General features: G+C 60.5%; 18 protein-coding genes. 12 read left to right on the forward strand and 6 right to left on the reverse strand.

The window, feature by feature from the left end; all coding sequences use genetic code 11:
- Positions 1 to 78: 78 nt before the first annotated feature.
- The gene (locus tag RSK20926_RS02290) at positions 79 to 996 is read left to right on the forward strand and encodes a LysR family transcriptional regulator (protein WP_157133012.1); all 918 of its coding nucleotides are present in this window, start codon (positions 79 to 81) and stop codon (positions 994 to 996) included.
- A gap of 113 nt (positions 997 to 1,109) precedes the next feature.
- On the opposite strand, the gene RSK20926_RS02295 is transcribed toward RSK20926_RS02290, so the two are convergent.
- Positions 1,110 to 2,909, reverse strand: a complete 1,800-nt coding sequence (locus RSK20926_RS02295; protein WP_037253554.1) for a trypsin-like peptidase domain-containing protein — start codon at positions 2,907 to 2,909, stop codon at positions 1,110 to 1,112.
- 273 nt (positions 2,910 to 3,182) lie between these two features.
- Here RSK20926_RS02295 and RSK20926_RS02300 point away from each other — a divergent pair, with 273 nt between their 5' ends.
- The 7 genes from RSK20926_RS02300 to folP all read left to right on the forward strand — a co-directional run bounded on the left by RSK20926_RS02300 (position 3,183) and on the right by folP (position 12,863).
- Entirely contained in the window at positions 3,183 to 4,127 is a 945-nt protein-coding gene (locus tag RSK20926_RS02300) for a glycine--tRNA ligase subunit alpha (RefSeq protein ID WP_008204137.1), read from the forward strand.
- A 16-nt stretch (positions 4,128 to 4,143) separates the two neighbouring features.
- The gene (locus tag RSK20926_RS02305; RefSeq protein ID WP_198136552.1) at positions 4,144 to 4,677 is read left to right on the forward strand and encodes a DUF6446 family protein; all 534 of its coding nucleotides are present in this window, start codon (positions 4,144 to 4,146) and stop codon (positions 4,675 to 4,677) included.
- Positions 4,678 to 4,828: 151 nt separating this feature from the next.
- On the forward strand, positions 4,829 to 7,024 hold the full coding sequence (gene glyS / locus RSK20926_RS02310; protein WP_442852515.1) for a glycine--tRNA ligase subunit beta: 2,196 nt from the start codon (positions 4,829 to 4,831) through the stop codon (positions 7,022 to 7,024).
- Positions 7,025 to 7,344: 320 nt separating this feature from the next.
- Positions 7,345 to 9,903, forward strand: a complete 2,559-nt coding sequence (locus tag RSK20926_RS02320; protein ID WP_008204141.1) for a putative PEP-binding protein — start codon at positions 7,345 to 7,347, stop codon at positions 9,901 to 9,903.
- A 155-nt stretch (positions 9,904 to 10,058) separates the two neighbouring features.
- Entirely contained in the window at positions 10,059 to 10,730 is a 672-nt protein-coding gene (locus RSK20926_RS02325; RefSeq protein ID WP_008204142.1) for a cell wall hydrolase, read from the forward strand.
- A gap of 223 nt (positions 10,731 to 10,953) precedes the next feature.
- The gene (locus tag RSK20926_RS02330) at positions 10,954 to 11,871 is read left to right on the forward strand and encodes a dihydroneopterin aldolase (protein ID WP_037253558.1); all 918 of its coding nucleotides are present in this window, start codon (positions 10,954 to 10,956) and stop codon (positions 11,869 to 11,871) included.
- Positions 11,868 to 12,863 carry a dihydropteroate synthase gene (gene folP, locus RSK20926_RS02335; RefSeq protein WP_037253331.1) on the forward strand — a complete coding sequence of 332 codons (996 nt, stop codon included), beginning with the start codon at positions 11,868 to 11,870 and terminating at the stop codon, positions 12,861 to 12,863. Before RSK20926_RS02330 ends, folP begins: the two co-directional genes overlap by 4 nt.
- 110 nt (positions 12,864 to 12,973) lie before the next feature.
- Here the strand turns inward: folP and RSK20926_RS02340 are convergent, their stop codons facing one another.
- From RSK20926_RS02340 to ilvC, 4 genes are all read right to left on the reverse strand, one after another.
- Positions 12,974 to 13,885 carry a DMT family transporter gene (locus tag RSK20926_RS02340; RefSeq protein WP_008204145.1) on the reverse strand — a complete coding sequence of 304 codons (912 nt, stop codon included), beginning with the start codon at positions 13,883 to 13,885 and terminating at the stop codon, positions 12,974 to 12,976.
- Between the two features lie 93 nt (positions 13,886 to 13,978).
- Complete coding sequence (locus RSK20926_RS02345; RefSeq protein ID WP_008204146.1) at positions 13,979 to 14,890, reverse strand: DMT family transporter; 912 nt, start codon at positions 14,888 to 14,890, stop codon at positions 13,979 to 13,981.
- A 26-nt stretch (positions 14,891 to 14,916) separates the two neighbouring features.
- Positions 14,917 to 15,546 carry a GNAT family N-acetyltransferase gene (locus RSK20926_RS02350; RefSeq protein ID WP_037253332.1) on the reverse strand — a complete coding sequence of 210 codons (630 nt, stop codon included), beginning with the start codon at positions 15,544 to 15,546 and terminating at the stop codon, positions 14,917 to 14,919.
- 93 nt (positions 15,547 to 15,639) lie between these two features.
- Positions 15,640 to 16,662 (reverse strand): ketol-acid reductoisomerase, encoded by a 1,023-nt coding sequence (gene ilvC / locus RSK20926_RS02355; protein ID WP_008204148.1) that lies wholly within the window; start codon positions 16,660 to 16,662, stop codon positions 15,640 to 15,642.
- Positions 16,663 to 16,807: 145 nt separating this feature from the next.
- On the opposite strand from ilvC, the gene RSK20926_RS02360 reads away from it, so the two are divergent.
- From RSK20926_RS02360 to RSK20926_RS02375, 4 genes are all read left to right on the forward strand, one after another.
- Positions 16,808 to 17,263 carry an Lrp/AsnC family transcriptional regulator gene (locus RSK20926_RS02360; RefSeq protein WP_037253559.1) on the forward strand — a complete coding sequence of 152 codons (456 nt, stop codon included), beginning with the start codon at positions 16,808 to 16,810 and terminating at the stop codon, positions 17,261 to 17,263.
- Positions 17,260 to 17,718: an Lrp/AsnC family transcriptional regulator gene (locus RSK20926_RS02365; RefSeq protein ID WP_008204150.1), complete on the forward strand. Its 459-nt coding sequence runs from the start codon at positions 17,260 to 17,262 to the stop codon at positions 17,716 to 17,718. The genes RSK20926_RS02360 and RSK20926_RS02365 overlap by 4 nt, the downstream gene beginning before the upstream one ends.
- Positions 17,719 to 17,756: 38 nt before the next feature.
- On the forward strand, positions 17,757 to 18,494 hold the full coding sequence (locus RSK20926_RS21985) for a hypothetical protein (RefSeq protein WP_157133014.1): 738 nt from the start codon (positions 17,757 to 17,759) through the stop codon (positions 18,492 to 18,494).
- 264 nt (positions 18,495 to 18,758) lie between these two features.
- Complete coding sequence (locus RSK20926_RS02375) at positions 18,759 to 19,883, forward strand: aminotransferase class V-fold PLP-dependent enzyme (protein ID WP_008204152.1); 1,125 nt, start codon at positions 18,759 to 18,761, stop codon at positions 19,881 to 19,883.
- A gap of 80 nt (positions 19,884 to 19,963) precedes the next feature.
- Here the strand turns inward: RSK20926_RS02375 and RSK20926_RS02380 are convergent, their stop codons facing one another.
- Positions 19,964 to 21,160 carry a UbiH/UbiF family hydroxylase gene (locus tag RSK20926_RS02380; protein ID WP_008204153.1) on the reverse strand — a complete coding sequence of 399 codons (1,197 nt, stop codon included), beginning with the start codon at positions 21,158 to 21,160 and terminating at the stop codon, positions 19,964 to 19,966.
- Positions 21,161 to 21,230 lie beyond the last annotated feature (70 nt).

The raw sequence follows: 21,230 nt of genomic DNA on the forward strand, positions 1-21,230 counted from the left end.
GCTTTGTATGATCGGAAAAACTGTATTAAATTTCCTTTTGGGAAAGAAAAACTTTTCCTGAAAACGGAGCGCGCGGCCATGACCCGGATCACCCTCAGACAATGCGCCTATTTCCAAGCGGTAGCGCGCAAAGGCGGGATCGCGGCGGCAGCGGAAACGGCGGGTGTTTCGCAGCCGGCCATTGCCCAGGCCATAACCAAGCTGGAGGATCTGACAGGTCTGGTGCTGTTTCGGCGTCTGCATGCGCGCGGGATGGAGCTGACCCCACAGGGCCGTGAGTTCCTGCGCCATGCGGATCAGCTGCTGGCGCTGGCGGATCAGATGGATATGGCGGTGGAGGATATTGCCCAGCAGCGCAGGGGCACGTTGCGGCTGGGGTGCTTTCAGTCCCTGGCGCCGTTTTTCCTGGCGCAGATCCTGACCGGCTACCAAAGACAGGCCCCCGATGTGGTGCTGAACCTCAGCGAGATGCTGCAGGAGGAACTGACAACAGCCCTGCAAGAGAATGAACTGGACCTCGCCATTCTCTATGATCTGGGTCTGGATGCGCGGCTGTTCAATATCCACCCCCTGGCTGAGCCACAGCCCTATCTGATTGTCCCGCAGGGGCATCCTCTGGCCGGGCAGGATCGGGTTTCGATCCGTGCGCTCGACGGAGAGGATTTTGTGCTTTTTGATGCGCCGCAAAGCCGGGAGTATTTCCACGCGCAATTTGCCCACCACGAGATAAAGCCGCGCATCGCCTATCGCTCGGCTTCAATTGAGACGGTGCGCAGCTATGTTGCCAATGGGCTAGGGCTTTCCATTCTTTCTATGCGGCCGGTCTCTGACCTGACCTATGAGGGGAAATCGGTGGTGCCGGTCGCTCTGACAGAGGGGTTTGGCGCCACGCCCATCGTGATTGCCACGCGGGCCGGGGTTGCAGAGGATGCGCTGCTGGCTCCGCTCATCGCCTTTTGCCAAGAGCTGTTCGCGGAGCTGTACCAGCGGGTTTGACCTCTCCGTCTAGGTCTTAGGCCAATCGAAGCGGTTGGGTGGAAAGCGGTAAAAGAAAACCGCCAAAGGATCTCTCCCTTGGCGGTTTTTTTGTTTTCGAGGGTGGGTGCGGGTTAGTCCCAGCAGCTCACCAATACGGTCATGCCGGTGGCGCGGTCGGTCAGCGCCTGGTTCGACAGGGCAGATACCTCCGCGGATGGACCAGAGGCAGAGAGGCCAGCGTTGGTCAGAGCGGCGCGAATGGCTTCTGCATTGGCGGCAAAGCTGACGCCTGCGGGCAACTGGCGGCCCTTCAGTTCATGCGGCAGCAGCATGCCCAGGACAGCGCCGGTGTGATCGACAACCGGTCCGCCCGCATCGCCGGGCTGGGCTTCCAGCGTCAGTCGCGCAACGCCGGTATTGCCATCCAGGCTTTTGACATCCGCCAGTTTCCCCCAGGTGAGGCTGGGCGCGCCCAGGACCCCTTCGTAAGAGAAGCCGGAAACCGCGATTTCGGACTGCAGGCGCGGGCTCTGGTTGGCCAGTGCGGCAACCGCCATAGGGGCCAGCCGATCCGCAGGGCGCAGAATGGCCAGGCCGTTTTCAGGCGTATTGCTGACGACCGTGGCGGCATAGCCGTGATCCAGGGTAACGCGGGCACAGCCAGCGACTGCATCCGAGGTGGTCACAACGGTGCCATCCTCATGCACAAAGAAACCGGAGCGTGAGAGGCGTGGTTTGCGCACTTCCAGACCGGAAATCAGATCGATGTTCTGCTGGATGTCAGCCCCTGCGGTGTCTTCCAGCACGCCGTCGGTGCGCTCAAAGCTCTTCTGCATCTGGGCCAGCACGCGGGTGCGGCGGTCTTCATCACCAGCAGGCCAGATCAGGGTGAAGCCCTTGATCTCACCGTTTTTCAGGCTGGCCTGGGTGTGAGAGACGATCTTGCCGTCGCGCCCTTCCAGGGTGAAGCTGTTGCCTTCGCGCGAACGCGGGCCTTCCAGGGGGACGATCTCCAGGGTCTGCATGATGTCATAAAGACCATAGAGCGTCCTCTTGTCGCCGCGCTGGCTGATCAGCAGGACCCGCGCACCCAGATCGCCGCTGGCGTTGTAATGGGCAAAGGGCGGCTCGTAGTGGTCAAAGGTGACCTCACCCGCTGGGATCTCCAGCGCGATACCGGCCTTGAGGTCCTGCACCCGTGCCATGCCAACAGAGATGAGCGGTGCGTTATATTCGTCCAGCAGCATCTGGCGCTGGGCGGTGGTCAGAACGCCTGTCGGCTCCAGCCCGCGCGTGGCCTGCCAGTCGGACATCGAGCGACGGGTGCCACGGCCAAAGGCGCCATCGATTGCAGCGCTGTAGAAACCGGCGGCCTTAAGGGCGATCTGCAGATCCTTGCGCTCGTCTCGGCTCAAACGGCTTTCGCTGCGGCGAGCTTCAGCGCGGGTTTCATCCGGCAGGGCCGGGGTCGCGGGTTCCGCAACCGGCTCTGCGGTGGGTTGGGTTTCTGACAGGGCTTCAATCTGCGACTGGATCTGATTTTGAACCAGGGTCGCAACTGGGGTTTGGGTGTTGCCCGCACCAAGGGGGTAGAATTGGCTGCGCAGGTTATCAGCCAGGGCGAGGAAACTGTCGCGCGGGATCTGATTCTCTGCGCGATAGACCTGCAAGACCCGCTCCGCATCGGCGCGGGTATAGGGGCCAATCAGCACGCCATACCAGCCACCGCCCAGTGCATAGCCGGTGACATCCGGTAATTGGGTCGCGAAATTCTGCGCCTCTTGCTGCGCTGCGGCCAGCGAGGGGCGCGCAGCAATCTGGATCCAGACCGTGTCCTGCGGGTTCTGCTGCGCCTGTGCGGGCAATGTCATGGCAAGGGCAAGGGCCACTGCTGCAAATTTTGCGACCCCTGCGGCAATCATTTTTCTCATTATCAGGACCTCTATCCCGGTAGATTCAATTATTGCCGCGCAGATAAACATTTTGCCGCGATAAAGTGAACTCCTCATGCAGGGGGGAATTCCGATCCTGATGCCGCAAAGCTGCGGATTTTTCCGATCGGCGCCATCAAAGCGCAACAAAGCTGCGGATCGCAGCGCTTTGATAGGGGCAAAGCCCGCTTTGGGCCGTTGACCCTGCCGGGGGGCTTGCATAGGAAGAAAGCCGCATTTGCCGCCCTTTCGAGCCCAAGACGAGGACCCGACATGACTCAGAGCACCTCAAACGCGCCGCGTTCCTTCCAGGAGATCATCCTGCGGCTGCAGAATTACTGGGCCTCCAAAGGCTGCGCGGTGATGCAGCCCTATGACATGGAAGTCGGCGCGGGGACCTTTCACCCTGCGACCACCCTGCGGTCACTGGGCAGCAAATCCTGGGCCGCGGCCTATGTGCAGCCCTCACGACGCCCCACCGATGGGCGCTATGGTGAGAACCCCAACCGGCTGCAGCACTACTACCAGTATCAGGTGCTGATCAAACCCTCGCCGCCCAACCTGCAAGAGCTCTATCTGGGTTCGCTGGAAGCAATCGGCGTCAATATGGATCTGCATGACATCCGCTTTGTCGAGGATGACTGGGAAAGCCCGACGCTGGGCGCCTGGGGCCTGGGCTGGGAAGTCTGGTGCGACGGTATGGAAGTCAGCCAGTTCACCTATTTCCAACAGGTCGGCGGCCATGACTGTCACCCTGTTTCGGGGGAGCTGACCTATGGTCTGGAACGTCTGGCGATGTATATCCTGGGCATCGACCACGTGATGGACATGCCCTTTAACGACCCCGATGCGCTGATCCCGCTCTCCTATGGGGATGTCTTCAAACAGACCGAGGAAGAATACGCCCGTTGGAACTTTGATGTGGCCAATACCGACGTGCTGCTGCGCCATTTCGAAGAGGCAGAGGCCGAATGTGCCGCCATTCTGGCGCAGGAGCATCAGGACCCTAAGACCGGCAAGCGCATCATCATGGCGCATCCCGCTTATGATCAATGCATTAAGGCCTCCCATATCTTCAACCTCCTGGACGCACGCGGGGTGATTTCGGTTACCGAACGCCAGGCCTATATCGGGCGGGTGCGAGCGTTGGCCAAGCAATGCGCAGATGCTTTTGTGCTGACCGAGGCCGGTGGCTACAGCGCCACCCCGGCAGCCTGAACCGGGGGCGGGTCTGATGGGCAAATTCCTTTCCATTGTTCTGATCGTCGCGGCCCTGGCTGCCGGTGGGGCGATGTATTATCTGCAGATCTACGGCTTCTATGATGAGGTGGAGCTGCAGCCGGGCCAGGATGTCATGCTGCTGCCACTGGGCGGCGACACCCCGCAGCCCATCGCCTATTCCGCCTTTGAGGCAATCGACGCCGAAAGTTCGCCGATCCGTTATCGCGCCTGTTTCCGCACCGAACTCACACCTGAGGCGCTGGCGCAGCTGTTTGAGCTGTCGGACAAGAATGAGCCGCGCAATGCGCCGGGTTGGTTTGACTGTTTTGATGCGGCAGCCCTTGGGGCGGATCTGGCCGCGGGCCGTGCCCAGAGCTTCCTTTCGGTCAAGAATATCTCTTACGGTGTTGACCGTATCGTTGCCGTCACCCAGGACGGACGCGGCTATGTCTGGCATGAGCTGAACAAATGCGGCCACAAGGCCTATGACGGCACCGTTGTGGGCGAAGCCTGCCCGCCCCGGCCCGAGACCGGCGGGGGCGAGTGATGGTCCCGGCTAAAGTACTGCCGCGCCCGGCCCGCCGCCGGGCTGCGCCTCTCCTTCCAACTGAATTCACCGCGCCTCGCGCGGCCACGCCCGAGGAAAACTGATGCCCGATCTGCTGATTGAACTTTTCTCTGAGGAAATCCCGGCCCGTATGCAGGCGCGTGCGGCTGAGGACCTGAAAAAGCGCGTGACCGATGGTCTGGTCGAAGCGGGGCTCACCTATGCTGGCGCTGCGGCCTTCTCGACCCCGCGTCGCCTGACCCTGGCGCTTGAGGGCTTGCTGGCCGAAAGCCCAACGGTGCGCGAAGAGCGCAAAGGCCCCAAGGTGGGCGCGCCAGACAAAGCCATCGAAGGCTTCCTGCGCGGCGCAGGCCTGACCCGCGATCAGCTGGAAGAGCGTGATACCCCCAAAGGGGCGGTCTATTTCGCAGCAATCGAAAAGCCCGGCCGCCCTGCGGCTGCGATCATCGCCGAGGTGCTGGAAGACACGGTTCGCAACTTCCCCTGGTCAAAATCCATGCGCTGGGGCACGGGCTCTCTGCGCTGGGTGCGGCCCTTGCATTCGATCCTCTGTGTCCTGTCGGATGAGGCGGGCGCCACTGTGGTGGATCTGGACATCGATGGCATCAAATCGGGCAATACCACCCATGGGCACCGCTTTATGGCGCCAGATGAAATCATCGTCACTGGCTTTGAAGACTATGCAGCCAAGCTGAAGCGCGCGCATGTGGTGCTGGACACCGCCGAGCGGCAGCAGGCGATCTGGCAGGAGGCCACCAATCAGGCCTTTGCGCGCGGGCTGGAAGTGGTTGAGGACAAGGGCCTCCTGGCTGAAGTCGCTGGTCTGGTGGAATGGCCTGTGGTGCTCTTGGGCGATATCGACGCGGAGTTTCTGGAGCTGCCGCCAGAGGTCTTGCAGACCTCGATGAAGGAGCATCAGAAGTTCTTCTCTGTGCGCAATCCCAAGACGGGGCGCATTGAGGGCTTTGTCACCGTTGCCAACCGTGAAACCGCCGATCAGGGCGCGACCATTCTGGCGGGCAACCAAAAGGTGCTGTCGGCACGTCTGGCCGATGCCAAGTTCTTCTGGGCGAACGACCTGCGGGTGGCGAAATCCGAAACCGGCATGGCGGCCTGGGCTGAAAAGCTGTCGAATGTGACCTTCCACAACAAGCTGGGCACCCAGGCCGCGCGCATTGACCGCATCGCCGCTTTGGCGCGTGAGATCGCGCCGGTTGTGGGCGCCGATGCGGATCTGGCGGAACAAGCCGCGCGGGTGGCCAAGGCGGACCTCAGCTCTGAGATGGTCTATGAATTCCCCGAGCTACAAGGCTTGATGGGCCGCTACTACGCCGAGGCCGCTGGCCTGCCGCAAGAGGTGGCGAATGCCTGCGAGATGCATTATTCGCCGTTGGGTCCATCCGATGATGTGCCCACGGAACCTGTATCGGTTGCAGTTGCTCTAGCGGATAAGCTGGACACGCTGACCGGCTTCTGGGCCATCGACGAAAAGCCCACTGGGTCCAAAGACCCCTACGCCCTGCGCCGCGCCGCCCTGGGTGTGATCCGGCTGGTATTGGAGAATGATGTTCGTATGTCTTTGTTTGCTGTTTTGAAGGAACAAGCAAACGAAGTTGCAGAGGGTGTTGCGGGGGTCGAAAACCAACTCTTTATTCAGAGCGGGCAGGCAGAAGAGCTTGAGGCCGAGTTTATCAAGAATATGGGTGTCGAGGATATTCTTGCGTACTTAAATGAGAAAGATGAGCTTGAAGAGGGGGATAGAAAAGAATTTGAACAAGGAATTTCATTTCTTGAGAGAATCTCTGACCTTCTCACCTTCTTCCATGACCGCCTCAAAGTCTTCCTGCGGGATCAGGGGATCCGGCATGATGTGATCGATGCCTGTATCGCCATGGAGGGCAATGATGACCTGACCCTTCTGGTGAAACGCGCCCGTGCCTTGGAGGATTTCCTGAAGTCCGAGGATGGGGAGAACCTGCTGCAGGGCTTTAAGCGGGCCAATAACATCCTGTCCCAGGCTGAGGAGAAGGATGGGGTGGAGTATTCTTATGGGGCGGATGTGAAATTTGCCGAGGATGACAGCGAAAAGGCGCTTTTCGCAGCACTTGCAGCGAGCGAGGGGGCGATCTCCACGGCCATCGAGGCCGAGGATTTCGCGGCCGCCATGGGCGGCACGGCCGCTCTGCGCGCACCTGTGGATGCTTTCTTTGAGGCGGTGCAGGTGAATTCCGACAACGAGGTGGTGCGCCGCAATCGCTTGAACCTGCTCTCGCAAATCCGAAAGGTCTGTGGCCAGGTCGCGGATCTGAGCCGGATCGAGGCCTGAGGTCGGCGAAAACTCCTGGCAACTCAAAAAAGGGGCTGCGTTGCGACGCGGCCCTTTTTTATTTGCTGAGAGGCCTTTCAGGGGCAGTTCTGCCCTGAAAGAGCCCTGTCGAGTTTAAATGCGAGGAAACCCGCCTCAAGGCTGAACCGCGCGCGGCGCGGCTGCTGGCGCAGGCCTTGACCCGGATTTCCACGCGAGCCTGCGTGCGGGCACGGTTGGATACTGGTTTTCCGAGGCCTGCGGCGGCAAGACCCTTGCGATGTGAGGCGCGCTGGTTATGCTGCGGGGCAACTGAAAAGGTGCCGCAGTGCAGAAAAACCATGCCTGATACCCCATTTGCGATTTTGATCACCCCGACTGCCCCAATTGCCACCGCCAGCCACGGTGGTCGCGCGAAGTGCTTGCAGCGGCTGGTGCGGCTGGAACTGCCGGTGCCCTGTACTGTGGCGTTGTCATTTGCTGCGGTGCAGAATATCGCCGCTGGCGATCTGCCGGATATTCCCGCCATTCTGGGGGAGTTTCATGAAGATGCGCTCCTCTGTGTGCGGCCCTCGTCTGAGGTGCCGGACTGGGGCGGGCCCAGCGCGGTTTTGAATATCGGCATGAATGATGCCCGCTATGTCAGCCTGTGTGAGAGCCTGGGCAAGGAGGCGGCCTCGTCGCTTTACCTGCGTTTCGTGCAATCCTATGCGGTGCATGTGGCGCGGCTCGATCCGGATGTCTTTGACGATGTCGAGGAGGGCGGGCCGGATGCGTTGCGTGAAATCCTGATCGCCTATGAGGCCGAAACCGATGAGCCTTTCCCGCAGGATCCGGGCGAGCAGCTGGCGGCGGTTCTGCGCTCCATGGCGCGGGCCTGGGAAGGCACCACGGCGCGGCTCTTGCGGCAGGCCAAGGGCGCGCCGGGTGATGCGGGCCTAGGCCTGGTGGTGCAGGAGATGATCCCAGGCTTGGGGCAGGGGGAATGCGGCTCGGGTGTGTTGCAGCTGGTTGATTCCAAGACCGGCGCGCCGCAGATCATTGGCCGCTATCTCAGCCAGTCCCAGGGGCGGGAGGCACTGGGTGCGGGCCGTGAGGCATTGTTCCTGGAAAAGGACACGCGGGGCCCCTCGCTGGAGGAGCTGGCGCCAGAGGCCTTTGCCCGGATCAAGGAGCATGCCGAGCTGATGCGGCGCCGTCTGCGCGAAGAGATGCAGGTGGAATTTGTCATACAGAATGGCAACTTACACATCCTGGATGGGGTTCGGGTGCAACGCAACTCGCGCGCGGCGGTGCGCATCGCTGTAGCCCTGGCGCTGGATGAGATCATCAGCCCCGAAGAGGCGCTGATGCGGGTGGATGCCCATGCGCTGAACGAGCTGATGCACCGGCAGGTGGCACCGGATGCGGAACGCGATGTGATCGGCTGTGGCATTGCCGCCAGTCCGGGGGCGGCCACCGGGCGTCTGGTCTTTACCGCTGCCGAGGCCCAGGCCAGCGCGGCGCGGGGTGAGCCCTGTATCCTGGTGCGGCGCGAAACCTCCCCCGAAGATGTGCGCGGCATGCATGCCGCCGTGGGGGTGCTGACCGAAAAGGGCGGCATGACCAGCCATGCGGCGGTGATTGGCCGAGGGCTGGGCTTGCCCTGTATCGTCGGGGCCTCGAACCTGAAGTTCATTACCAAGAAGAAACAGTTGGTCTCGGCCGAGGGGCGGGTATTTCGTGCCGGTGACACTGTCACCATCGATGGCAGCAATGGTGAGATCCTGGCGGGTGAGCCAGAAATGCTGGAAGCGGCGCAGGATGATGCCTTTCGCACGCTGCTCAGCTGGGCGGATGAGGCCCGCGATATTGGTATCCGTGCCAATGCGGATACGCCCGCAGATGCCAAGACCGCGCGAAACTTCAACGCTCAGGGCATTGGCCTGTGTCGGACGGAGCATATGTTCTTTGATCCCGGTCGCTTGACCGTGATGCGTGAGATGATCTTTGCCGAGACCCCTTCGGGGCGCGAAGCGGTGTTGGAAAGGCTCTTGCCGATGCAGCGCGAGGATTTCCAGGAGCTGTTCCGGATCATGGAGGGCATGCCGGTCTGCATTCGCCTGTTCGACCCGCCGCTGCATGAATTCCTGCCTGCGACCAAGACAGGTCAACGCGAGCTTTCCGAGGCCCTGGATATCCCTGTCAGCGATGTGACCCGCCGGGTCGAGGAGCTGGGCGAATATAATCCCATGCTGGGTCTGCGCGGGGTGCGCCTGGGCGTCACCGTGCCCGAGATCTATGATATGCAGGCGCGTGCCATCTTTGAGGCCACGCTGGAGGCCTCAAAGGACGGCGCACCTGTGGTGCCAGAGGTGATGATCCCGCTGGTTTCAGCGAAGCGTGAAGTTGAAATGGTCAAATCGCGCATCGACGCGGTGGCGGCCGCGGTGGCGACAGAGCGTGGTGAGAGTTTCGACTACCGGCTTGGCGTCATGGTTGAAACCCCGCGTGCGGCCTTGCGTGCGGCGGAAATCGCCCCTCATACTGCTTTCCTCAGCTTCGGCACCAATGACCTCACACAGATGACCTATGGATTGTCGCGCGATGATGCGGGGCGCTTCATGTCAAACTATGTCCAGCAGGAGGTCTTCCCGGAAGATCCCTTCCATGTGCTGGATGTGGACGGGGTCGGTGAGCTGTTGAAACTGGGCGTTCAGCGCGGACGCGGCGCCAATCCGGAGGTGACGCTTTCGATCTGCGGTGAGCATGGCGGCAACCCCGAATCAATCGCATTTTGCCGTGAAGCAGGCTTTGATTATGTCTCCTGTTCGCCCTTCCGGGTTCCCATCGTGCGACTTGCTGCCGCGCAGCTTGCAATTGGCGCCAAAACCGGAACCACAGCGCCAACATATACTTAAAATTAAGGAAATCTTGTTTTCTGCGCCGCAGCTTTTCCCCGGAACCAAAGGCGTGCCACTGACTGCGATACCTAGATGTTTGCGCCCAAACTGGACGCAGGCGGGGAAAATCGTTAAGGGAGGCGGTCGTATGGGACTGGGGAGGCCCTGCGCAGATGGAAAAACAAGGACTCCTGACGATGAAAACCCTGACCCTGGCTGCCCTATGTGCGGCGGCAACGACGGCGGGATCGATGGCTGTGGCCGATACCGGCCTGGGCGCGCTGTTCAAGCGCGAGCAATCCAGCCTCAACGCTGTTCCGCAGAACCGGCTGGCCGGTCTTTTTGGGTTCAAGACGCGCAAGAACCGCCGCAATGTGACCGAAGTCACCATGAGCAAGGCCTGGTTGGCTGAGCAGCCCGCGGCGAAGGGCGATGCAGAATTCGCCTGTCTGGCAGAGGCGCTCTACTTTGAGGCCCGTGGTGAAACCGTAAAAGGGCAATTCGCCGTGGCCGAGGTCATCATGAACCGGGCCAAATCGGCGCAGTTTCCGAACTCGCTCTGTAGCGTGATCAATCAGGGCACCGGGCGGCGCTATCAGTGCCAATTCACCTATACCTGTGATGGCCACGAAGAGGTGATCCGCGAAAAAGCGGCCTATGCGCAGGTCGCCAAGGTTGCGCGGCTGACCATCGATGGGGCAGCGCCCAAGCTGACCGATGGCGCCACCTATTACCATACCACCGGCGTTAGCCCGCGCTGGAGCCGGAGCTTTACCAAAACCACCCGGATCGGTGTGCATCTCTTCTACCGGGATGACCGCTACACAATCGCTTCCAACGAGTAAGGTCCTGGGCGCTGACAGGGCTTTGCGGTCGGAGATCGATCGATTTTCGGCTGAAACCTGCGAAGTCAAAACAAGGCAGGCGGGTTCGTGGCGTCACAGAACGCCGCTTTCCGCGCCTAGCCTGGCGCAAGCAAGCCTGTTATGAGACGCTCGCGCGGGTAGGGTGATAGACCACAGCCCTATCGGGCGCCTGCCAGATCCTCGCCAGCCAAAGGCCCTCACCATGTCCTCAGAAGTTCGCCTCGCATTTGAGCACCCTTCCGAAAGGTCCATTGCAACTGCACGCGGCCCTTTGGATCGAATTTCCCTGCGTGACCATATGGTCGAAGTTGAAATCGGCGCTTTTCAGGCAGAACGTGGCACCACTCAGCGGATCTGTTTCAATGTGGTGGTGGAGATCACCCCACTGCCAAAGGATCTGGATGACGATGTGGATCGCATCCTGTCCTATGATCGCGTGAGTGAGGCCATCGCTCATGAGCTAGCAGCCGAGCGGCTCAATCTTCTGGAGACCCTGGCCGAACGCGTGGCCGAACGGATCCTCTTGGAGCCACAGGCGGTGCGGGTCTTTGTTCGTATCGAGAAACTGGATCGTGGCCCCGGTGCCCTGGGTGTTGAGATTGTGCGCTCTCAGGACCAGGTGAGCCATACGGTTGCCGAAGACGAGCCGCCACATCCACGGCTGATGTATCTTTCCAATGCGGCCATCGACAGCGGCAATGTCTCTGCCTGGATTGATCAGATGGAATGCCGTCAGCGTCCCCTGATCCTCTGCGTGGGAGCGCATCCGCTGGAGACGCCAAAGACCGGCCATAAATGGACCCAGCGGCGGATTGACCTTTTGTCGATCGAGCAGAATGCCTGGCGTCTGGCGGCCAAAGATGACCGCTGCGTAGTGGTCGCTACCCGTACCGAATTGGACTGGGCCATGAAGAACGGCCAGATCTGCGTCTGGGCGCCCTCTAAAATTGTACTTGATGCGGTGGACGGCCCATCCGAAGCACCCACTGAATCGGTTGCATTGGCCTCCTGGTTTGCGGCAACATTCGAAGCGGGCGAGATGATTGTGATTGGCGCCGAGCTTCCTGCCAGCCCGCAGGTTCCGCTGCGCGCCGTGGATGTGGAGCAGACACAGCTGTGATGTACTACCGGCCGCTGGTGCGGCATGGCGAGACCCGCCCTGAGGGGGCGCTGCCGCTGGTTGGCGGCGCGCTTTGGTTTTCCGAAGTGGAGCTGCTGCAACGCGAGGCTCCGCCGCGCATTGTGCCGGTCGGCCTGGTGCCAGAAGAGATCCGTCACCGGCTGATGGCGCGTCGCGCAGCGATTGCCGGCCTCGACATGACCCGGCCCCAGATCATGGGCATCCTCAATGTCACCCCCGACAGTTTTTCCGATGGCGGTTGTCATAATGAGCACGAGGCGGCTGTGGCAGCGGCGCAGCGCATGGCGACAGAGGGGGCTTCGATCATCGATATCGGTGGTGAGAGTACTCGCCCCGGCGCGAAATTTGTCCCCGAAGATGAGGAAATCGAACGCACGGCCCCGGTGATTGCCGCCATTCGGGCCGCCTCTTCGGTGCCGGTGTCCATCGATACCCGCAAGGCGCCGGTGGCGATGGAGGCGCTGGATGCGGGCGCGCAGCTGATCAATGATGTTTCAGGATTTACCTTTGATGCGGCACTCGCGCCGCTGGCGGCCCAGGCGGGCGCGCCGGTCTGTGTGATGCATTCGCAGGGCGATCCTGAAACCATGCAGGAGGATCCGAGATACGGAAATGTCCTGTTGGATGTCTATGATTTCCTGGAAGCACAGATCGATCGGTTGGAAGCCACAGGCGTGCCACGGGATCGCATCGTGGTGGATCCGGGCATTGGCTTTGGCAAGACTGAGGCGCATAATCTGGCACTTCTGAAAGGGCTTAGCCTGTTTCACGCGCTTGGTTGCCCGATCCTTTTGGGTGTCTCGCGCAAGCGTTTCATTGGCGAGATCGGGCAAGAGCCGCAGGCAGACAAGCGCGCACCGGGTTCCATTGCGGTGGCTCTGGCGGGTGTGGCCAAGGGCGTGCAGATCCTGCGGGTGCATGATGTGGCGGAAACTGCGCAGGCGCTGCGCCTCTGGCAGGCGATCCGCTGAGAACAAGCTGAAAAGCGCTAGCCCGCCGAGGGCGGGCAGCCCCCGTCCGCCCCCATGGGCGGGGGCTTTGCCCCCCCCGCGGACAGGTGCAGCCCTCCTGTCCCGGTGCTCTAGCGGGGCTTTCCTTTAGTGAACAAGCGGGTCAGCGCTCCGAACTGGCTGATGCAAAGCCCACCCAGGATCAGCCCCATGGCCAGCAACATTGAGGCGGGGAGTTCCTCACCCAGGAAGACTGCGCCCAGAACCACGGCCCAGACCGGTACCTGGTAATTGGTGAGGGTCATAAAGGTCGGCCCTGCCTCACGCACCACGATGACCCGCAAGAGGTTGGCCGCCGCAGTCGGGATCAACCCGAGAATGGCCACCAGCGCCAGGGTCTGGCTGTCCGGCATCTGCGGCGGGCCCTCGGTGCCCCAGGCGGCGGGAAGGATGACAAAACTGCCGATCACCAGAAACACTGCCGCCAGCCCAACCGGATCCGCAGGTGGTAGCCGCCTGGTCAGGATTGAGCTGCAGGCGTAGCAGGCCGCCGCCGAAAGACAGGCTAGGCGGCCCAAGGTCTCCAGTTCTGACGAAGAACTCTCAAAAGCCTTGCCACCGATCAGCAGCGCCACCCCCAGAAAGCCGATGAGAAACCCGATCGCCCGGCGCAACACCATGCGCTCCCCCGGAATGAAGAGATGCGCCAGCGGCAGCACCATCAGCGGGATTGCCGCCATGCTGAGCCCGGTAAAGCCCGAAGAAACATGCTGCTGCCCCCAGTTGATCAACATGAAAGGCAGGGCGGTGCTGAAGATGCCGATCAGGATCAGGGAGGGGTAGTCGCTCTCCTCTTTGAAGAGTTTGAACCCGCGCCAGCCCCAGATGAGGCACAGGAGCAGTGCGGCAAAGCCAATCCGCCCGGCGGCCAGCCAGAATGGCGTCATGCCTTCCAGCGCGAGTTTGATCAGCAGGAAGGTGCCACCCCAGACAAAGCCCAGGGTGGCAATCATCAGCCAGTATTTCCCCATCTTCTCCGGCATCACATCTCCCCTTTGATCCGAAGGGCAGATGATCCTTCTAATGTACTGGCGTCAATCGCAAAGGCTTCGCCCATCAGCGAAGCATCCCAATTTTCAGGGTCTCTGCCGGTGGGCTGGTGCCCGGCTGAGGAGTAGGCCGCCAAGGATCAACAAAAGGGCAGCAAAAAGCTGCGGTGGCAGGACCTCATTCAGCAGGACCGCGCCAAAGAAGACGGACCAGACCGGGACCTGATAGTTCACGGTCGACAGAAATCCGGGGCCGGCGCTGCGGGCAACCTGCACCAGCAGCACCTGCGCCAGCGCGGTTGGCACAAGGCCAAGATAGAGCACCGCCCAAAGCGATCTGCCTTCGGGCAGCGCTGGCAGGCCTTCCTGCCAGAGCGCCATGGGCACGATCATCGCCGCACCACAGCTGAGGGCCGCAGCGGAGAGCGACAGGAGGTTCACCGTGGGGCAAAGCCGGGTGATGATCGAGCCAATGGCATAACAGAGTGCCGCGCCAAGGCAGGCCAGGCGTGCCAGTGATTCAAAATCGCTGCCAGCCGAGGCAAAAGCCTTGGTGCCAATCAGGGTGACAACACCTGCAAAACCGATGAGAAAGCTGAAGGTGCGGCGCAGGGTCATGCGCTCGCCGGGCACCAGGAGATGCGCCAGCGGTAGCACAAACAAAGGCACCACAGCCATACAGACTCCGGCAAAGCCACTGGCCACATAGGTCTGTCCCCAGCTGAGCAGCGTAAAGGGTAGGGCATTGGTGAAGAACCCCATGCCCAGGGCGCAGAGCCAGATCAGTCGCCCTTCGCGGCTATCGATCCGGGGCAGGCCGATGCCCATCACCATCACGATCAACAAGAGAGCAGCAGCACCCAAGGTGATGCGGGCTGCCGCAATGCTGACAGGACCCAGCCCTTCCAGCGCGAGTGTGACCGCCATGAAAGAGGAGCCCCAGATCAGGCCCAGAATGATCAGTTTGATCCAATTGGCGGCGCCGGGGGAAGTTGTCATTTGGTTCTTCCTTTTGAAAATCAATTTCAGGAAAGTGAGATGCCTAAGGCAACTGCAATCTGGACGGCGACAATGAATAAAGCGGCAGTTTTGAGGCGAGGAAGGACACGACTTAGGATGCTTCTGCTCTGTTTGGGAGCTGCAGGTAGGTCAATCGCCTGATTTGTTGGCCCGAACCGAAAACACCTACTCTGTACGGTGGAGCCCTCTTTTTCAAACAGGCGGGCGGAGGCCTGGTTTGGAGCCCAGATCGTCGCGGTCAAGTTACTCCAGCGGTTTTCTATTGCGAGCTGCTTAACGTGGTTAAGCAATTGGCTTGCTACGCCCTGTTTGCGAAACTCGGGCAAGACGAAAATATCTGAAATGACACAAAGTGGTAGTTCTTGCTGTCGATCAAGGGCGTGCCGGCTAAGCTGTACGTAGCCTGCGAAAGTTCCATCTACCTCAGCGACAAAAATATTTGGGCTTTGCGCTAGCTGCTCACCCGTCTCTTCGACAAATGATTCGTCAATCGAAGGGGCGATCAATGCTTTGTGCATATTTTTAGGGAAGGCAAATGGTTGTTTCGACCTGTGCGTTTCGTATGTTGAAACACTGCATTCCAGAATTTTCTCTTTCAAAGCATAGGGCGAATTTTTAATGACGACTTCTTTCAATGAGAGAATCCTAAACTACCCTTAAGAAAAAAGGCGCCCCAAATGCTTGGAGCGCCCTGCAGAGAAAAGGCTGCGGCGAGTGCCGCGGGCGCCTTAGTTCTTCTCTTTGTCGACCATCTTGCCGGCAGAGATCCATGGCATCATGCCGCGCAGTTTTGCGCCGGTCTCTTCGATCAGGTGCTCGTCATTGGCACGGCGGGAGGCCTTCAGGGTGGGCTGACCAACCTGGTTCTCCAGCATGAAGTCACGCACGAATTTGCCCTGCTGGATGTCGTCCAGAACCGCTTTCATGCGGGCTTTGGTCTCGTCGTACTTCAGGATGCGCGGGCCGGTGACATACTGACCGTATTCCGCGGTGTTGGAGATCGAGTAATCCATGTTGGCGATGCCGCCTTCGTAGATCAGGTCAACGATCAGCTTCACTTCGTGCAGGCACTCGAAATAGGCCATCTCAGGCGCGTAGCCCGCTTCGACCAGGGTCTCGAAACCGCAGCGGATCAGCTCTACCAGGCCACCGCAGAGAACTGCCTGCTCACCGAAGAGGTCGGTTTCGCATTCTTCGCGGAAGTTGGTCTCGATGATGCCGGAGCGGCCGCCGCCGATGGCGGAGCAGTAGGAGAGGCCGATTTCCAGGGCTTTGCCGGTGGCGTCGGTGTCAACGGCAACCAGGCAGGGCACGCCGCCGCCTTTGGTGTATTCGCCGCGCACGGTGTGGCCGGGGCCCTTGGGTGCCATCATGATGACGTCGACGCCTTCTTTCGGCTCGATCAGGCCAAAGTGCACGTTCAAACCGTGGGCGAATGCAATCGCGGCACCGGGCTTGATGTTGTCGTGGACGTATTTCTTGTAGGTCTCTGCCTGCAGCTCGTCGGGCATGGTGAACATGATCACGTCGCACCAGGCCGCCGCTTCGGCGATACCCATGACCTGCAGGCCTTCGCCTTCGGCTTTCTTGGCAGAAGGGGAGCCTTCGCGCAGCGCAACAACCAGGTTCTTGGCACCGCTGTCGCGCAGGTTCAGCGCATGGGCGTGGCCCTGGGAGCCGTAGCCCAGGATGGCCACTTTTTTGTCTTTGATCAGGTTAACGTCGCAATCGCGGTCGTAGTATACGCGCATGACAGAGGTCCTCTTACTGGCGTGTGGTCTTTGATGGTTTGAGAGCATCATAGGCGCTGTGGTCAGAGATGCACGGGTGTTTGCGGCAGAAATTCAGGAAAATTTGCGGTATTCATTCGCCAGCTCATGGGATAGCATCACTTTCATGCTTGATGATCTCGATAGACGCATACTCCGCCGCCTGCAAAGCGACCCCGACCAGTCGATTCCCGAATTGGCCGAAGATCTGGCGCTGACCCCGTCGCGCCTGTCGCGGCGGCTGGAGAAGCTGCGCGAGGGCGGCGTGCTCCTCGGCAGCCGCGCGCAGATCGACTGGCGCGCCCTTGGCTATGCGGTGGAGGTCTCCCTGCGCGTCACACTGGATAAGACCAACCCACGCGCCTTTGATGAGTTCATTTCCGGGGCACGTGATATCCCCGAAGTGCTGGAGATTCAGACCTTCCTGGGTCAGGTCGACGTGCGCCTGTCGGTGATTGCCCGCGATATGGGGCACTACCAGCAGATCTACCGCACCCAGATCCTGACCCTGCCGCATATTGCCGATATCGAGGCCCTGATGCATGTGGCGCGGATCAAATCCAACGAGATGCTGCCGATATGACTGATCTGGACGAGATCGATTTTGCCCTCCTGCGGGCGCTGGCCCAGGATGCGGGTCAAAGTGCCGGTGCTCTGGGGCGGGAATTTGGCCTCAGCCAGCCCGCCGCCTGGCGCCGGATCAAGAGGCTGCAGGAGAGCGGCATTATTGCGGGCCGCAAGCTGGATCTGGACGCAGAGAAGCTGGGCTTTGGCGTGACCGTCTTTCTAGGCGTGAAGCTAGCCACAAAAGGACGTGTTTCACTGGAGGATTTTGAACGCGCCGTGACCGCGATCCCCGAGGTGCAGACGGTGGAGCATGTCCTGGGTATGTATGACTACCGGCTGCGGGTGGTGGCGCGGGATATTTCCGATTTCGAACGCGTCCTGCGTCGCCGGGTGATGACCCTGCCCGGAGTGGGCTCGGTTGATGCCAATGTTCTGTTGAGCGAAGAACGCCGCCCCGGCCCGCTGGGGTGATTTCTGGAATAGTGTCAGTTGTTTTTTGAGGTGTTGGTTTGAAACGCGAAGAAGCAATGCCGCTAGAGGCAAAGCTGCCCCCGGATCATGAATTCGCAGAGCTGATTGCTGAGGCCTATCAGGTCTTTGCCTGTGAGAAGCCGACAGATACAGGCGTTTGCGATTGCTGCATGGATCGCAAGATACGGAAGCACTTCTTTGATCCTGACATTGAGGCGATGCCTTTGCACTATCTGCAAGACTGGTATTTCGGGGATACTGGTACAGAGTTCACACAGCACACTTGGCGCTACCTGCTGCCGCGGGTTCTAGAGGTGCTCGCTTCTGGAGAAACCCTGTCGGGAATTGGGGTTGAAGTGAGTTTGAAACGATTCCCCACCGGTGTGCGGGAAAACTGGAAGCGGAATGAGTGGTCGGTTCTGGACCGGTTCCAGCGTATGTATTTGCATCGGGCAGCGATAGATAAGGAAGATGAACTCGACGGTGTCCTATGCATGTTCGGCATCGCAGGCTGGCCGCTTGCCAGTTTGTTTGATCAGGTCTTGGAAATGCCTCCTCAGATACTGGCAGAGCGGCTCTGGAGCGATTGGTGCCGGTTCAATACCCCGGGTGTGTGGGTGGGTGCTTTCTGGAGCAAAAAACAGGAGGCTGAGGTTTATTCGTTTTACCGGTCCAGGGAACTGCTTCAGAGAATGTCAGATCTTGCATTTGATCCTCAAACGCCTCCGGAACTGGCAGACAAGGCCTTGGCGGTGGCTGCAGTGATAGAGGGCTAAAGCAGATGTGGCTCAATCTGCTTTTGCAGGATCCCGCGTCTTTGAGAGCCCATCACGGCTGCTTGCACCCTGAACACCAGGTGATCAAGAAACCTTCGTAGCAGATCGGAAACAAGATTGACGGATTTGCAGGTCCCTTCTGTCGGTTCAGCGCTATCCTTAATGCACGGGATCGCCAGTATCGGCCTTCGCGGAACGGACGGTGGCGGTATGCACAGGTGGACCGATCCGCAGGAAACACAAAGGCAAGGGAGGCCTTCTGAGATGGCACTGCTCGACACCGTGGACCCGCAGGGTCTGGATGAATTCTCGGTGGTTTTCACCGATCGCTCGCTGAACCACATGTCCAAGGCCTTTCAGGGTGTGATGCTGGACATCAATGCCATGCTGAAAGAGGTCTATAACGCCGAGGCCGTGGCCCTGGTGCCCGGCGGCGGCACCTATGCGATGGAAGCGGTGGCGCGGCAGTTTGCGCGCGGCGAAAAGGCCCTGGTTGTGCGCAATGGCTGGTTCTCCTACCGCTGGAGCCAGATCTTCGAGGCCGGCGGCTTCACCTCCTCTGCCACAGTCATGAAGGCGCGCCGCAGTGGCAATGAGGTGCAATCGCCCTTTGCCCCGGCCCCCATCGATGAAGTGGTCGAGGCGATCCGCGCCGAAAAGCCAGGTATCGTTTTTGCCCCCCATGTGGAAACCGCCGCAGGGGTGATCCTGCCGGATGACTATGTGACTAGCATGGCCGCTGCCGCCCATGAGGTTGGCGCCCTGATGGTGCTCGACTGCATCGCCTCTGGCTGTGCCTGGATCGACATGGAAGCCACCGGCGTCGATGTGTTGATCTCCGCGCCGCAAAAAGGCTGGAGCGCCTCACCCTCCGCAGGCCTGGTGATGATGTCTACCCGCGCCGCTGCCCGGCTGGAAGAGACGCAATCGGACAGCTTCGCGCTGAACCTGAAACAGTGGCGCGCAATCATGAAGGCCTATGAGGATGGCGGTCATGCCTATCATGCCACCATGCCCACCGATGCCCTGCGTGCCTTCCGCGATACCATGCTGGAAACCAAGGAATATGGGTTCGACAAACTGCGCGAGGCGCAATGGGCGCTGGGCAATGGCGTGCGCGCCATGCTCAAGGACAAAGGCATCACCTCTGTCGCTGCCGAAGGCTTTGGCGCGCCGGGCGTTGTTGTCAGCTATACGGACGACCCCGAGATCCAGACCGGTAAAAAATTCCTCGCCCTTGGCACGCAAATTGCGGCCGGTGTGCCGCTGCAATGTGATGAGCCCGAGGGTTTCCGCACCTTCCGTCTTGGCCTCTTTGGTCTCGACAAGCTCTATGATGTCGAGGCGACCCTGCAGCGTCTGGATCAAGTGCTCGAAAAAGCACTCTGACCTGGTTTCATTTTGCCAAAAATACCTCCGCCGGAGGCACCGGCTTTCCGATCAGGAAAGCCGGATTCCCTATATAGGACCTATTTCACACCCAGTCCCATCTGCATCAATGTGCGGCGAACCGGTGCCAGAGAATAAAGCGCATTAAGGCCTAAGGCGCGCAGATCCCGCAGCGGGCGCGGCGCCAGCATCGAGGTGCGGTTCAGCAGATCGATGCCTTTGATCCGCAGCAGGATCTCATTGTGGCGCGCCTTGTGATAGGCCGAGAGCATCTCTGCATCGCCCAGTCCTTCGGGACGCGCGGCGGCCAGATCCAGCAGACAGCGCAGATCCACTAGCGACATATTGAGGCCCTGAGCCCCAATCGGCGGCACCACATGGGCCGCCTCTGCCATCAGGGCCAGGCGTTCGCCGTCCAGCCGTGCGGCGGACTGGCTGATGATCGGCCAGATGGTGCGGCGCGAGGCCAGTTTCAGATCCCCGAATAGACCGCAGGAGCGGCGGGTCATCTCGGCCTCAAAGCGTTCGGGTGCCATCCGCAGCAGTTCATCCGCCCGCGCGCCGCGCTCCATCCAGACAATGGCAGAGGAGGGCTGGCCCTCATAGTCGGGCAGCGGCACCAGGGTGAAAGGCCCGCCGGAGCGGTGAATTTCGGTGGAGACATTCTCATGTGGCACAGGATGAGTGACCGCAAAGGCCAGGGCCTTCTGGCCGTAGCGGGTGGTTTTGACCGGAATACCGGCGGCTTCGCGCATCGGCGAATTGCGCCCATCACAAGCCACCACCAGGCGGGCCTCAACCTCACTGCCGTCACTTAAGCTGACGCGGGCCTCACCGGTGCGGGTGAACAGCGATTTGGTGCCGGTTCCGGGCCGGAAATCCACATTGGCCAGCCCTTCGATGCGGGCCAGAAACTCCCGCCGTAACAGCCAATTGGGCAGGTTCCAGCCAAAGGGGCGGTCTGATATATCAGAGGCATTGAAATCCTTGACGATCCGCGCCTGGGGCAGGGCGCCGCCTGCATCAACGATGCGCATGATCTGCAGCGGGGCTGCGTGATCCGCCAGCCCCTCCCAGAGGTCATATTGTGACAGAAGCTCCTGTGCAGGCTGCAGGAAAGCAGTGGTGCGCAGGTCAGACCCTTCGGCATCGCGGGATGTCACCGGCGGAGTAGGATCGACGCAGATCACCTTGAAACCCGCAGCCCCGAAACAGGCCGCTGCCGTCAAGCCGGCGACGCCGCCGCCGGACACTAGGATGTCACATTGCTCTGCCATAATCCGACCTTTCCTATCTTCCTTTCAGATAGGTCTGCGAGGCAGGGAATGACAAGCGACAAATAGCCCC

This window comes from Roseobacter sp. SK209-2-6 (assembly GCF_000169455.1).
Classification (GTDB): domain Bacteria; phylum Pseudomonadota; class Alphaproteobacteria; order Rhodobacterales; family Rhodobacteraceae; genus Pseudophaeobacter.

Coding starts and splice junctions, on each gene's coding strand:
- RSK20926_RS02290 (WP_157133012.1), top strand. CDS start 79: ATGACCCGGATCACCCTCAGACAATGCGCCTATTTCCAAGCGGTAGCG.
- RSK20926_RS02300 (WP_008204137.1), top strand. CDS start 3,183: ATGACTCAGAGCACCTCAAACGCGCCGCGTTCCTTCCAGGAGATCATC.
- glyS (WP_442852515.1), top strand. CDS start 4,829: ATGCAGGCGCGTGCGGCTGAGGACCTGAAAAAGCGCGTGACCGATGGT.
- RSK20926_RS02380 (WP_008204153.1), bottom strand. CDS start 21,160: ATGGCAGAGCAATGTGACATCCTAGTGTCCGGCGGCGGCGTCGCCGGC.
- RSK20926_RS02320 (WP_008204141.1), top strand. CDS start 7,345: ATGCCTGATACCCCATTTGCGATTTTGATCACCCCGACTGCCCCAATT.
- ilvC (WP_008204148.1), bottom strand. CDS start 16,662: ATGCGCGTATACTACGACCGCGATTGCGACGTTAACCTGATCAAAGAC.
- RSK20926_RS02365 (WP_008204150.1), top strand. CDS start 17,260: ATGACTGATCTGGACGAGATCGATTTTGCCCTCCTGCGGGCGCTGGCC.
- RSK20926_RS02325 (WP_008204142.1), top strand. CDS start 10,059: ATGGAAAAACAAGGACTCCTGACGATGAAAACCCTGACCCTGGCTGCC.
- RSK20926_RS02295 (WP_037253554.1), bottom strand. CDS start 2,909: ATGAGAAAAATGATTGCCGCAGGGGTCGCAAAATTTGCAGCAGTGGCC.
- RSK20926_RS02340 (WP_008204145.1), bottom strand. CDS start 13,885: ATGCCGGAGAAGATGGGGAAATACTGGCTGATGATTGCCACCCTGGGC.
- RSK20926_RS02305 (WP_198136552.1), top strand. CDS start 4,144: ATGGGCAAATTCCTTTCCATTGTTCTGATCGTCGCGGCCCTGGCTGCC.
- RSK20926_RS02330 (WP_037253558.1), top strand. CDS start 10,954: ATGTCCTCAGAAGTTCGCCTCGCATTTGAGCACCCTTCCGAAAGGTCC.
- RSK20926_RS02345 (WP_008204146.1), bottom strand. CDS start 14,890: ATGACAACTTCCCCCGGCGCCGCCAATTGGATCAAACTGATCATTCTG.
- RSK20926_RS02360 (WP_037253559.1), top strand. CDS start 16,808: ATGCTTGATGATCTCGATAGACGCATACTCCGCCGCCTGCAAAGCGAC.
- RSK20926_RS02375 (WP_008204152.1), top strand. CDS start 18,759: ATGGCACTGCTCGACACCGTGGACCCGCAGGGTCTGGATGAATTCTCG.